This is a genomic window from Nitratidesulfovibrio sp. 1201_IL3209 (genome assembly GCF_036763125.1).
Classification (GTDB): domain Bacteria; phylum Desulfobacterota; class Desulfovibrionia; order Desulfovibrionales; family Desulfovibrionaceae; genus Cupidesulfovibrio.
The window spans coordinates 62,889-75,546 of record NZ_JBAIYT010000001.1; the positions used below are offsets into that span (position 1 = coordinate 62,889).

At 66.8% G+C, this 12,658-nt stretch carries 12 protein-coding genes; 2 read left to right on the top strand and 10 right to left on the bottom strand.

Going from position 1 to position 12,658, the window contains the following annotated elements; genetic code table 11:
- Positions 1-113 precede the first annotated feature (113 nt).
- The 3 genes from pspC to pspA all read right to left on the bottom strand — a co-directional run bounded on the left by pspC (position 114) and on the right by pspA (position 1,961).
- Entirely contained in the window at positions 114-704 is a 591-nt protein-coding gene (gene pspC, locus V6B97_RS00230; RefSeq protein ID WP_333504481.1) for an envelope stress response membrane protein PspC, read from the bottom strand.
- Between the two features lie 2 nt (positions 705-706).
- Complete coding sequence (gene pspB, locus V6B97_RS00235) at positions 707-1,081, bottom strand: envelope stress response membrane protein PspB (protein ID WP_333504482.1); 375 nt, start codon at positions 1,079-1,081, stop codon at positions 707-709.
- Positions 1,082-1,235: 154 nt separating this feature from the next.
- Positions 1,236-1,961: a phage shock protein PspA gene (gene pspA / locus V6B97_RS00240; RefSeq protein ID WP_333504483.1), complete on the bottom strand. Its 726-nt coding sequence runs from the start codon at positions 1,959-1,961 to the stop codon at positions 1,236-1,238.
- A gap of 188 nt (positions 1,962-2,149) precedes the next feature.
- Here pspA and pspF point away from each other — a divergent pair, with 188 nt between their 5' ends.
- Positions 2,150-3,292, top strand: coding sequence for a phage shock protein operon transcriptional activator (gene pspF, locus V6B97_RS00245; RefSeq protein ID WP_333504484.1), 1,143 nt, complete (start codon positions 2,150-2,152; stop codon positions 3,290-3,292).
- A 53-nt stretch (positions 3,293-3,345) separates the two neighbouring features.
- Positions 3,346-5,313: a molybdopterin biosynthesis protein gene (locus tag V6B97_RS00250; RefSeq protein WP_333504485.1), complete on the top strand. Its 1,968-nt coding sequence runs from the start codon at positions 3,346-3,348 to the stop codon at positions 5,311-5,313.
- A gap of 107 nt (positions 5,314-5,420) precedes the next feature.
- Here V6B97_RS00250 and V6B97_RS00255 read toward each other — a convergent pair whose 3' ends face one another.
- The 7 genes from V6B97_RS00255 to V6B97_RS00285 form a co-directional block, all read right to left on the bottom strand.
- On the bottom strand, positions 5,421-6,218 hold the full coding sequence (locus V6B97_RS00255; RefSeq protein ID WP_333504486.1) for an SDR family NAD(P)-dependent oxidoreductase: 798 nt from the start codon (positions 6,216-6,218) through the stop codon (positions 5,421-5,423).
- A 66-nt stretch (positions 6,219-6,284) separates the two neighbouring features.
- On the bottom strand, positions 6,285-7,073 hold the full coding sequence (locus V6B97_RS00260) for an acetoacetate decarboxylase family protein (protein ID WP_333504487.1): 789 nt from the start codon (positions 7,071-7,073) through the stop codon (positions 6,285-6,287).
- A 10-nt stretch (positions 7,074-7,083) separates the two neighbouring features.
- Complete coding sequence (locus V6B97_RS00265) at positions 7,084-7,590, bottom strand: hypothetical protein (RefSeq protein ID WP_333504488.1); 507 nt, start codon at positions 7,588-7,590, stop codon at positions 7,084-7,086.
- A gap of 250 nt (positions 7,591-7,840) precedes the next feature.
- Positions 7,841-10,300, bottom strand: a complete 2,460-nt coding sequence (locus tag V6B97_RS00270) for a LuxR C-terminal-related transcriptional regulator (protein WP_333504489.1) — start codon at positions 10,298-10,300, stop codon at positions 7,841-7,843.
- 82 nt (positions 10,301-10,382) lie between these two features.
- Positions 10,383-10,511 (bottom strand): hypothetical protein, encoded by a 129-nt coding sequence (locus tag V6B97_RS00275; RefSeq protein WP_333504490.1) that lies wholly within the window; start codon positions 10,509-10,511, stop codon positions 10,383-10,385.
- Between the two features lie 475 nt (positions 10,512-10,986).
- Positions 10,987-12,063 (bottom strand): 3-isopropylmalate dehydrogenase, encoded by a 1,077-nt coding sequence (gene leuB / locus V6B97_RS00280; RefSeq protein WP_333504491.1) that lies wholly within the window; start codon positions 12,061-12,063, stop codon positions 10,987-10,989.
- A 76-nt stretch (positions 12,064-12,139) separates the two neighbouring features.
- Complete coding sequence (locus V6B97_RS00285) at positions 12,140-12,631, bottom strand: 3-isopropylmalate dehydratase small subunit (RefSeq protein ID WP_333504492.1); 492 nt, start codon at positions 12,629-12,631, stop codon at positions 12,140-12,142.
- Positions 12,632-12,658 lie beyond the last annotated feature (27 nt).

Below are 12,658 nucleotides of genomic sequence, written 5' to 3' on the forward strand. Positions count from 1 at the left end.
TTTCCTCCCAAAAAACCACGACGGGGACGAGAGCCTTCGCCCTCGCCCCCGTCCGGAGACGCCTCTCCATCCCGAAGGACTATGGTGTCCGGAACCGCCCGGCCCCCGGCCGGTCAGCGCTGTGCGCCGAACCTGCGGTCCCAGTCGAAATCCCGTCGCGTGACCACATCCTCCATGCGGCGGATGCGGCCCTCCAGCCGGTCGAATTTTTCCTTCAGCCTGCGCAACGCCTCGCCGCGCGAGGACACGTAGCTGCCGTAGAAGTCGCGTTCGCCCGCGTCGGCCGGTTGCAGCACCGGACGGGGCTTCATGACCAGCCCGGCCAGCACGTACAGCCCCACCACGGGCCAGAACCCGGTGAACAGGGCCGCGGCCACGAACAGCACGCGCACCCAGAATACCGACATTCCGAAATGTTGCGCAAGCCCCTTGCAAACACCCATCAGCTTGCCGTCGCGGGCGCGGTACAGGGTGCGCGGCCCTTGGCCGTGCCGGGCATCCCGCCCGCCGCGCAGTCCGTCCCATGCGTCTTCCCGATGCGCGTCTTCCCGATGCGTGCCTGCCCGATACGTGTCGGAACGGCGGAAACCGTCGCCCTGCCATCCGTCCCGGCATGCGCCGTCGCGGTCATGGCCGGTGGAGCAATGCCGCCCGCCCCGCCCCCGTCCGGAACGCCTGTCGAACCTGTCTTCATGGCCGTCCATGGTCATTCCCTCCCCTGGCCGCGCGCGGGGTCATGGCCGTCATGCCCACCAGTCGCGCCCGCCCCGCCAGGTCCGCCAGATCCGCCAGATCCGGCAGTCCCGCCGCGCCCCGCCGAACCGTCGGGATCGAGCAGCAGCGTTTCCAGCGCTTCCACCCGTTCCTCCATGCGGCCCAGCGCCCGGTACATCTCCTGGATCATCCGGGCCTCGTCGTCGTGCGCCGGGGTGGCGCCCTCGCGGGTGCGCAGCAGGCGGTACAGGATGGCCAGCAGCAGCACGGCCACCAGCGCGGGCAGCACCATGAACCAGAACATCATGACCGGCCCCAGTTGCGCCATGACGGCGAATAGTTCCTCGAACATGTACGGCTCATGCATGCGTGGCCTCGAACTGTAGGGCCGCCGCGCGCCGGGACGTGACCCGTGGCGCGGGCGGCGGGGTGGCATGCGGGACGGCGCGCGCCCGGTTCCGGAAAGGGCGATGCCGCACGGGCGTCCAGCCTAGCCTCTGCAACCTGCGGGCGCAAGACGGTTACTCCGATGCGCCGGAAACTTCACCGTCGCGCGGGGCGGCATGGGCCTTGCGCTCGCCCACGCGGGCGCGCAGGGCGGCCAGTTCGCGCTCCAGTTCGTCGCGCGTTTCCAGGTCCGCGAAGGCCGCGTCCAGTCCGTTGGGACCGCCACGGCTGCCGGAGGGCACGCGCACGGCGTCCGCCTCTGCCTCCATGTGCTCCACGCGGCGCTCCAATTCCTCGAACCGGTGCATCACCTCCAGCGAGGCGGCGCGGCGCACGTCCTCGCGGGCCTGACGGCGCACCCGGGCGTGCACGTGGCGCTGCACCAGCATGCGCTGCTTCTCTCGCGCGGCCGCCAGCTTTTCGTCCAGTACGTCCATGTCGCCCTGGGTGCGGGCCACCAGCGCGTCGATCTCGTCCAGTTCGCGGCGCAGCGCGTCGGCGCGCTCGTTCTCGCGGCGGCGCTCCAGCAGCGCCTCGCGCGCCAGGTCTTCGCGCCCGGCCGTCACGGCCAGTTCGGCCCGGCGGTCCCAGCGGTCCACCTGGTCCTGCACGCCGTCCAGTTCGCGGCGCACCCGGCGCGCCTCGGCCATGCTGGCGGCGCACCCGGCCTTCAGTTCCACCAGCGTTTCCTCCATCTCGCGGATCATCAGCCGGACCAGCTTTTCCGGGTCTTCGGCCTTGTCCAGCATGGCGCTGATATTGGAACCGACGATGTCCTTGAATCGTGAAAAGATACCCATGATCGCCTCCTGCGGTGCGCTGTGCGTTGGTGCGGCGGGAAAAGCAGCAACCGTGCCAGCCGGTCCGCAGGAGGCAACCACGGGCAATCACTGGGAATGGCCTCAACATGCCGGGCGATGCGCATCGCCCGTAAAATGCGTTTATACCAATTACTGGCGAAAATCATCAAAATATGGTTGAACTGCCCATGCACGATCGCACGCGCGCTGCCGCCGCGTCGCCCGCGCTGGCCGAGGCCATCGGCCAGTCGGACGCCTTCCTCGCCTTTCAGGAGGCGCTTTCGCGCGTGGCGCGCGTGGACCGGCCCGTGCTGCTGGCGGGCGAGCGGGGTACCGGCAAGGAACTGGCCGCGGCGCGGCTGCACTATCTTTCCCCGCGCTGGCAGGGGCCGCTGGTGGTGCTGGACTGCGCGGCGCTGGCCCCCACCCTGGCCGAGGCCGAACTGTTCGGCCACGAGGCCGGGGCCTTCACCGGGGCCGGGGCGCGCCGGGCCGGGCGCTTCGAGCGGGCCGACGGCGGCACGCTGTTCCTGGACGAGGTGGGCAACATCCCCGCCGGGGTGCAGGACAAGCTGCTGCGGGTGGTGGAATACGGCATGCTGGAACGGGTGGGCGGCGCGCAGCCGGTGCGGGTGGACGTGCGGGTGGTGGCCGCCACCAACGCCGACCTGCCCGCCATGGTGGCGCAGGGGCGCTTTCGCGCCGACCTGCTGGACCGCCTGAGCTTCGAGGTGGTGTCCGTGCCGCCCCTGCGCGAGCGCGGCGACGACGTGGTGCTGCTGGCCCGCCACTTCGCGGCCAGCATGGCGGCGGAACTGGACCTGCCGGATACGCCGGACCTTGCCCCCGCCGCCCTGGCCCAGTTGCTGGCCCACCCTTGGCCGGGCAACGTGCGCGAGTTGCGCAACGCGGTGGAGCGCGCCGTGGCCCGTCTGGATGACGGAGCCGTGTGGCCGGACGATGGCCGGTCCACCGGCCGCGCCCCGCGCATCGAGCATTTCGACCTTGATCCTTTCGCGTCGCCGTGGCGGCAGGGACCGGCAGTCTCCCGTCCCGCCCCGGCCACGCCGCCCCCACCCTCCACGGGGGCCATGGCGGACGGTGCCGGGCCACGGCGCGGACCCGGCACCGTACCGCCCGATGACACGGACCACGACGTGGCGCCCGGCGTCCCCCTGCCCGAGGCCGTGCGCCAGCTGGAGCTTGCCGCCCTGCGCGCCGCCCTGGCCCGCGCCCGGCACAACCGCCGGGTGGCCGCGGAACTGCTGGGCATCTCGTACGACCAGTTGCGCGGGTTGTATCGTCGTCACCGGCAGGATATGGAATCGTGACCAGCCATTGCCCGCCGCATCGCGCGCACACCGTCAGCACCAAGAGGCACGCCATGTCCCATCCCGATACGTCCGCCAGCGTCACCACCCGCAACATCTACCTGGAAACCCTGCCCATACCCGAGGCCGTGGACCGCGCCCGCGCCGCGCTGGACCGCGCCGCCCTGGTTCACGCGGAAACCGTGGGCTCGCACGAGGCCGCCGGGCGGGTGCTGTCCGAGGCGGTGTACGCGCGCTATTCCTCGCCCACCATGCACAGCGCGGCCATGGACGGCATCGCCGTGCGCGCCGCCGACACCTTTGCCGCGCGCGAAGGGCACCCCGTGGCCCTGCGCCGGGGCGAAACCTACCACCCGGTGAACACCGGGCATCCCATGCCCGAAGGGTGCGACGCGGTGGTGATGATCGAGCACGTGGCCCAACTGGACGCGGACACCGTGGAGATCGAGGCCCCGGCCTTTCCGTGGCGGCACGTGCGGCGCATCGGCGAGGACATCGTGGCCACCGAACTGCTGTTCCCGCGCAACCACCGGCTGGCCGCCTGCGACGTGGGCGCGCTGCTGTCCGGCGGCATCTGGGAGGTCAAGGTGTGGGAGCGGGTGCGCATGCGCATCATCCCCACCGGCGACGAGGTGCTGGACTTCACCACCCGGCCGGAGCCGGGCGCGGGGCAGGTGGTGGAATCCAACTCGCAGGTGCTGGCGGCCATGGCGCGCGACATGGGCTGCGTGGTGGAGCGCATCCCCCCGGTGCCGGACAGCCCCGACGCCCTGCGCGCGGCCCTGGTCCGCAGCCTGGACGAGGGCGTGCACGTCACCGTGCTGTGCGCGGGGTCGTCGGCGGGCAGCAAGGACTTCACCCGGCAGGTCATCGCGGCGGAGGGGCGGGTGCTGGTGCACGGCATCCAGGCCATGCCCGGCAAGCCCTCGCTGCTGGGGGAATGCCGCGGGCGGCTGGTGGTGGGCGCGCCCGGCTACCCGGTGAGCGCGGTGGTCTGCTTCGACGAACTGGTGGCCCCGTTGGTGGCGTGGATGGGCCGCACCGTACCGGCGGACCGCCCCGCCGCCGAGGTGCACCTGACGCGCAAGGTGCCCTCGAAGCTGGGGGTGGAGGAATTCGTGCGCCTGGCCGTGGGCCGCGTGGGCGACCGCCTGGTGGGCACGCCGCTGGGGCGCGGCGCGGGCAACATCACCACCCTGTCGCGCGCCCAGGCCGTGGCCCGCGTGCCCGCCCTGTCCGAGGGCGCCACCGAGCACGAGGTGCTGCGCGCCCGGCTGACCGTGCCCGAGGCGGTGCTGGACTCCATCCTGGTCTGCGTGGGCAGCCACGACAACACCCTGGATCTGCTGGCCGACGAACTGATGGGCGGCGAGCGGCCGTTCCGGCTCATCTCCACCCACGTGGGCAGCATGGGCGGCATCACCGCGCTGCGCGGCGGCTCGTGCCATTTCGCGGGGGCGCACCTGTTCGACCCGGAAACGGGCGACTTCAACTTTCCCTTCCTGGACAAGTACCTGCCCGACATGGAGGTGCGGGTGGTGAACCTGGCCATCCGGCACCAGGGGCTCATCGTGGCGGCGGGCAACCCGAAGAATATCCGGGGGGTGGAGGACCTTGCCCGCTCCGACGTGCGGTTCATCAACCGCCAGCGCGGCGCGGGCACGCGCATCCTGCTCGACTGGCACCTGGGGCAGGCGGGCATCGCGCCTTCGCTGGTGCAGGGCTACGACAAGGAGGAATTCACCCACATGGCCGTGGCCGTGAACGTGCTGACCGGCGCGGCGGACTGCGGCCTCGGCATCCACGCCGCCGCGCGGGCGCTGGGGCTGGATTTCGTGCCGCTGGCGCGCGAGCGGTACGACGTGGTGATCCCCGCCGCGCACATGCACGATGCACGGGTGCAGGCCATGCTGGCGCTGCTGCGGGATGCGCGGTTCTTGAAGCGGATAGAAGGGATGGGCGGGTACGAGACGACGTTGTCGGGCAGGGTGATGGAGCCGGGGATGGGGTTGGAGGGGTAGGAGGAGGAGAGGGGGGCATTACAGGAAACCGTCCTCCATACCGCGCACCGCAGGTGAATTTCACATGAAAACAGATTGAGTATAACATTGCTGGGTAATGCGGTTCCTTAAAAATAGCGTCCTTTGGTCTGGTAATTGCGGCGTCGTTCCCTGGCCAGTTCCAGCATGACCTTTTCCCGGAATTCGGGAACCGCCTGCACCGATTTCGCCCACAGGCGAGAACCTTCGGGAAATATCACCGCGCTTTCCTGACGGCTGACGGCGTCCAAGATGATGTTCACCGCCTCCTCCACCGGGATGGCGTCATCGGGTACTGCGCCCGCCTCGGCAAAAATAGGGGTGGTCACATTGGCGGGATACACGGTGGTGACGTGGATGTTTTCATCCGCCAGTTCAAAGCGCAGGCATTCGCCTATGGCGGCAACCGCCGTTTTGCTGGCGCAATAGACCGTCTGGTACGGAATGTTGACCAACCCGGCCATCGAGGACGTATTGACGATGTGCCCGCCCCCCTGCTTGCGCATGAGGGGCACGGCGTAATGCAGCCCGTGGATGACGCCCCACAGGTTGATGTCCAGAACCCTGCGCCAGAAGTCCAGGGTGACGTCTTCCCAGGGCATGGTTCCGCCGATGCCGGCGTTATTGAAGAGGATGTCCAGCCGCCCGTTATGCCCGGCCGCGCGCTCTATCAGCGCGTGTACCTGTTCCTCTTTGGTCACGTCCGTGACCACGGCGTACGCATTGTCCCGGCCCAGTCCGTCCCGCGCGCGGGCCAGATTGTCGGCGTTGACGTCGGCCATGAACACGACCGCCCGCGCGGCCAGCAAATCCTTTGCCAGTTGCAGGCCTATGCCGGAAGCCGCACCGGTCACGACGCATACTTTATCCTGAAAATAGTTGTCCATGGTTCCTCCTTGGTTATTGCAGGCGCGTCCCGGAGGGAACCGCATGTCGGAGCCGCCGTAAAGCCGTTACTCCAGAACGCGGGCCAACGGGGACATCAGGTAGATGGAGCCATGCGTCATCACGGCCGGGGACATTTCGAGCATGGGCAATTCAGCCAGAGCCTTGATGATATGGGCTTGCATGGGACACTGTTCGTGCTTCAGGCCGATCCATTGGACGGTTCCTTCACCCAGCCATGCGCTGCGCGCCTCAAGGCGCTGGGGGAACAGAACCGGCTGGCTCAAGTCGGCTCCCGGAGCGCCGACCTTGGGGATATATCGCCAGTTCAGGCAGTTCACCGGCAGGTTGCGCCGCCGCGCCAGCCCGGCTTCGTCCATGGGGCCGGCCACGGTCATTTCCAGCCGCAAAAAGGTGTTTCCTTCAAAGCTGGCGGTGGTGGATCGTTTGTCGCCCAAGATGTGCAGATCCTCTATGTCCGCGTAAATTTTGGGGACTCCGGTCTCCTCGCGGCCGGTAAGGATCGGCGTTGTCTTGTTCTCCCAGACCACCAGGGAAAAAGCGCCTTCCACCCGGTCGCGCCGGCCGGTGAAACGCACCGGGGCGGATACGTCGATCAGGTTGTAGGCGGAGCCGCCCATCCAATCGACTTCCCGGCACTGGCTGTACCCGATGGACAGTTCGGGCCGCAGCAGTTCGAAGCGCTCCGGTATATAGCCGGCCAGACGGTTGCCGTCGGTTGCATAGGTGAAGGCCATGTTGACCACGTCATGGTAGCAGGTCTCCACCGGTTGGTAGAGCCACCCCCCGAAGTGGGCGGGCATCCGGTAGCACTTGTCGTTTTCGAACGTGAACATGGCGTTCCCCTTATGCGTTGGGCGAGTCGCAGACCCGCGTGGCGGCCTCCAGTTGCCGCAAAATCACCCAGCGGGCCACGGCATGGGCCACGATCGGTGTGTACACGGCCTTGAGCGCGGCAAAGGCAAAAAACGAAAACGAGGCCACGCCGAAAATTCCAAAGAGCCCCACCAGCCAGGGTGTGACAACGACGGCGACGGCGAGGCCGAGAAGAAGTCCGAGCTTCCATGGGCGGACGGGCAGGCGGCATAGCAGGCGTTCCCCCCTGAGGGGCATCCCTGCCGTTTCGAGGCCCCCGGCCCTGATGGCGCGCCGGGTGTCGGCGGAAATGAAAAGGCTCACCAGCAGCGACATGACCATGCAGGTGATGGCCGTATCCACGGCGGCAGCGCCGACCAGCGGCACGTCTGCCATCTCCATGTTGCCGAGCCAGGCGAAAAAGGGATTGAGCACAAGGTTGAAAATTCCGGCTGTCACACCGGTCTTGCGGATGAAGTTCTCCACCGGCTGCGCCATGGTCGCCCCTCCTGCATGCTGTATGATATAGGGCACCTCGCCCGTAGCCGACGCCGGGATGTGGCGATATCGAAACATGCTACCCGGATACGTTACTATGCGCATCGTCCGAATGGACTATTCTGAGAAGAAATTCCGGATGGTATTCGACGTTGCCATGCCCGCGCGCGGACAGGCCATGGCGACGTGTCGCCTGGGAGGGCGCAGGAGGTGGTCTTCAACGCCATATACACGCTGAAGAGGCGTTCATTTACTGTAGCTTTTCGGCCAGCCTGGCGCGCCGGTCGATGTCCAGCTTCTGGAAGACGGCGCGCAGGTGCGCCCGCACCGTGTTGTCCGCCACGCCAAGCCTTGCCGCGATTTCATGGTTGCGCAGCCCCTGGGCCGCCAGTTCCGCGATCTCCCGCTCCCGCGCGCTCAGTCCGGAGGGCAGATCGCCCGCGAGCACGGCATCGTGCAGCGCCACCCAGCCGGTTTCGAATTGCCCCTTTATACTCGTAAAGAAGTCGATGAAAGCGGGATAGTTCTCCCGGACAAGTTCTTCGGCCAAGCCCTGAAGCAGGGAGGAAGAGGCCGCGAAGGGAAGAACAAAGCCGTCGGGCAGCGCTTTTTCAGCGGCCTGTTCCAGAAAGGCGGCGGCCTGGTCGCGGTGTTCCAGCGCGCTGTGCCCAAGCGCCATGAGAAACGCGAACAGAAACTCCGAAAAAGCGTTTCCGGCGATACATTCTTTGGGAAGGGCCTCCTGCGTGCCGATGAAGCGCGCGTATTCCCCTTGTTGCAGCAGACACATCACATGCACGTACAAGGCGTTGCCGAGCATGGGGGCAAGCAGGACGCGCCGGGGGAAGTCTCCATTTTTGAGCCAGTCGGCGATGCGTGTCTGCGCCTGGAGTTCGCTCAGAATTGCGCCCTTGATGATGTCCAGCACCGGCCGGACAAAGGGCGAGTCCGGGCAGGCAGAGGCGGCGCGCTCCAGAGCGCCCACGGCGCGCTGCCAGCCCGCCGTATCCGCCTTGAGCAGGGCAAGGTCGGCCAGCAGTCTGGCCGCGCCCAACCGGATGGTGCTTTGCCGGGCGCTTTCCGCCAGAAAAAGCGTCTTGTAGGCCAGAACTTCCGCCTGGGCGAAGTCGCCGCGAAAATAGGCGGCTTCGGCCCGGAACAGCGAATCCGCGCCGCTGCCGTGGCCGCCCGTCAGTTGGGAATACACGTTGATGAAGGCTTCCAGCGCGTCCGCTTCCCGGTCGGCTTCGCCCGGCCGCAGGTGGAAGGCGGAAAGCTGAAAATATTGCCCGAAGGCCCAGGGAGCGTCGGGCAATATCACCCGCGAAAAGCTCCCGCCGAACAGCGGCGCGGCCTTGCGCACAAGCGGCAACATTTTTTTCGTTTGGGGGAAGTGCCGGTAGGCGGACAGCAAAAGCCATTCCGCGCGCAGGGGACCGTCCTGGTCCAGTTGCCTGTCCAATTCGTCCAGCAGCGCGCCGAACCCGTTTTCTCTCCCCGCCGCCTTGAGCGCCCAGGCCGCTTGCAGCAGGGCAAGCGGATGCTCCCGCCGGATTGCCGCCGGGCAGTTCCGTACAATGTCCTGGGCGATTTCAAAGAAGGTCGCGCCACCGGCTTCCGCGAAAATCACCCGCGAGAGGTCAAGGGAAAGCATCCGGGCATAGTCGCGCGCCGTGTGATAAAAACCCAGCGCCTCCGCTATCCGGCCTTCGCTCCGGCACAGGTCGCCCGCGCCCAGCAGGCAGGCCCGCTCAAAGGCCGTGCCGCGTTCGGCGCGTTTGCGCGCGAGCAGCGCCAGCAGGACGGTATGCGGCTCATAGAGCCGCCGCGCGGCGTCATGGCGGATCAGGGGGCCGGACAGCGCCCGCTCGGCATAGTCGGGCAGCGCGTCACAGCCGAGCAGATCGCACATCTGCCGCACCGTGGCTGTTTCAAAGAGAGAGAGGCGCAGAAGAAAGGTTTGCTGTTCATCGCTCAGCCTGTCCCAGATCAGGCGCTCCATGAGCTCCTGGACGGCGGCATCGGAGAACGTCCCGTTTTCCCGAAAGGCGCGGAGTTGCAACGACACGGCAAACATCCAGCCCCCGGTACGGCTCTGCACCCGCCGCGCCTCATCCTCCGTAACCTTCAGCCCGGCCTGGGCGTAGTAGCGGCGGACGTCCCCGTCCTCCAACCGCAGATCAGTGGCTGTGAGACGCAAAAAGTTCCGGCCTGCGAGGGCGTTGTGGTGCTCACGATCCAGCGGCTGCGTGATGATGACCACATGCAGTTCTTTGCCGCCGTGCTCCACGAGCGCGGCCAAAACGGCGGGCGGCAGGCCGGAGAGCAGGCATTGGAAATTGTCGATCACCAGCCAGGTTTCGCGGCCGCATTCGATGGACCGCAAAGCGTCGCAGGCTTCCCCCAGCGTGAAGGCGTTGGGGAAATCGGCCTTGAGCAGGCGTTCGCCCGCGCGGGAGTCAATTTTTCCAATTTCACGGCAGAGTCGCCGGTAGCCCGCTTCCGGCGCTTCATCCTCGGCGGTGAACCAGTACACGTCCGCGTTCCGGGGAATGCTGCTTTCCAGCCAGCCGCGCACAGCCGTGGTTTTGCCGTGGCCGGACGGAGCCTCCACAAGAGCGGCGGAAAAAGAGCGCAACTGAAGCAGCTTGCGTTTGAGACGCTCGGAATAATAGTGGAGATCGGCTGTTGCGCTTTTTTTTCGCGGCATATGGCTTTGATAGCATCTTTTTATCAGGTGAGCAGCTTTAACGTATTGATCAATATATTGATCAGGCCGGGACTACCTCACGTCAAGCATTCCCGCCCTCCTTCTTCCGTCCCTTGGCGGCTTTCTCCATTGCCTCCAACTGGGCGATATCTTCTTCATCCGTCGCCCCGTCATCGGTCGTGTAGAGAATCAGTTCGTCCTCGGACAGCAAGGCCCAACTCCTTCATGTAGCCAACCATGACGATGATCGCCGCCGGGCCGCCTGTGGTGGTGAACAGGCTGGCAGGCAGCCTACCGTGGCGGCAAGCAGGTTTTCCACGATAAGCGCTTGGTGGATGCCCGGTTTGGATTGTGCGGATATCGGGCAGGAGCCCTGTTCACTTCGCTGTATTCCGGCTCCAGAGGTATCCTCCTCCGGGCGGAATGCCAATAAACACGCTGTAGGTACGTACAGCTTTTTTGTGCACCGTGGGCACGGAGGGCGCCCTGTCGAGAGCGTTGGTGGCCGCCAAGGAAAGGGAACGGCGTTTCCGGTTTCATACAGAACCTGCGGAAGGGGGAGGGACTCGAACTCCGGGGGGAGTACGCTTCATCCCCCCCAAAAAAAGCAGGCGCGCCGCCGTTGCAACACCCGCAACGACGGCACGCCCCTCCTTGCTCAAGCCGGGGTATGGGCGCATTCCGCGCTAGACGCGCTCCGCCACCAGGTTCCCCATGCTTACGGTGCCGACCAGGGTCTTCCCTTCCTCCATGATGTCGCCGGTGCGGTAGCCTTCGCGCAGCACGCCGCTGACGGCCTGCTCGATGGCGACAGCCTCCTTTTCCAGGGCGAAGGCGTGGCGCAGCATCATGGCGATGGACAGGATGGTGGCCACGGGGTTGGCCTTGTTCTGCCCGGCGATGTCCGGGGCGGAACCGTGGATGGGCTCGAAGATGCCGGGGCCGCTGGCGCCCAGCGACGCCGAGGGCAGCATGCCGATGGACCCGGTGATCACCGCCGCCTCGTCGGACAGGATGTCGCCGAACAGGTTTTCGGTGACGATGACGTCGAACTGGGCGGGCCAGCGCACCAGTTGCATGGCCGCGTTGTCCACGTACATGTGGGTCAGTTCCACGTCGGGGTAGTCCCTGGCCACCTCGATGACCACGGCGCGCCACAGGCGCGACACGGCCAGCACGTTGGCCTTGTCCACCGAGCAGACCTTCCTGTTGCGCTTGCGGGCCGCCTCGAAGGCCACGCGGGCGATGCGGCGCACTTCCTCTTCATTGTAGATCATGGTGTTGTAGCTGGTGCGCAGGCCGCCGCGCAGTTCTTCCTCGCACACCGGCTCGCCGAAGTAGACGCCGCCGGTCAGCTCGCGCACCACCATCACGTCCAGACCCTGCGCGGCGATGTCGGCGCGCAGCAGGCAGGCCCCGGCCAGTTCGGGCAGCAGGGTGGCCGGGCGCAGGTTGGCGAACAGCCCCAGCGCCTTGCGGATGCCCAGCAGGCCCTTTTCCGGGCGGATGGCGGTGGGCAGCGTATCCCACTTGGGGCCGCCCACGGCGCCCAGCAGCACGGCGTCGGCCGCCTTGCACGCGGCCACGGTTTCGTCCGGCAGGGGGCCGCCCGTGGCGTCGATGGCCGCGCCGCCGATGAGCGCGTTGGTGTAGCTGACGGTATGGCCGAACTTTTTCGCCACCTTGTCCAATACCTTCACGGCCTGTTCCACGATTTCCGGGCCGATGCCGTCGCCCGGCATCAGGCAGATCTTCATGTCCATCTGGATATCCCTTCTCGATGACCGATGCGCGCTATGGGTGATGCGGCGGCGGATTGTATGGCCCGCCGCCCCAATGCTAGGCTAGGCGTTCCTTGACGTAGGGGACAAGCCCCCCCTTGTCCAACAACTCCCGCATGGACGCGGGCAGCGGCGGGCAGGTGATGGTGGCCCCGGTGGTGCGGTTGGTGATCAGCCCCTTGGCCGCGTCCACTTCCACGGTGTCGCCGTCGGCGATCTTGTCCACCTCGTCGCCCACTTCCAGCAGCAACAGGCCCATGTTGAAGGCGTTGCGGTAGAAGATGCGCGCGAAGCTGTGCGCGATGACCACGGGCATGCCCGCGCCCAGGATGGCGATGGGCGCGTGCTCGCGCGACGAGCCGCAACCGAAGTTGCGCCCCGCCACCATCACGTCGCCGGGCTTCACCCGTTTCACCCAGCCTTCCTCAAGGCCGGCCATGCAGTTTTCGCCCAACTCCTTCGTGTCGGTGGTGACCAGGAAGCGCGCGGGGATGATGGCGTCGGTATCGATATGCTCGCCCACCTTGTGGGCGGTGCCGGTGTAGCTCATGGTGCGTAAACCTCCGTAAATGGCGTG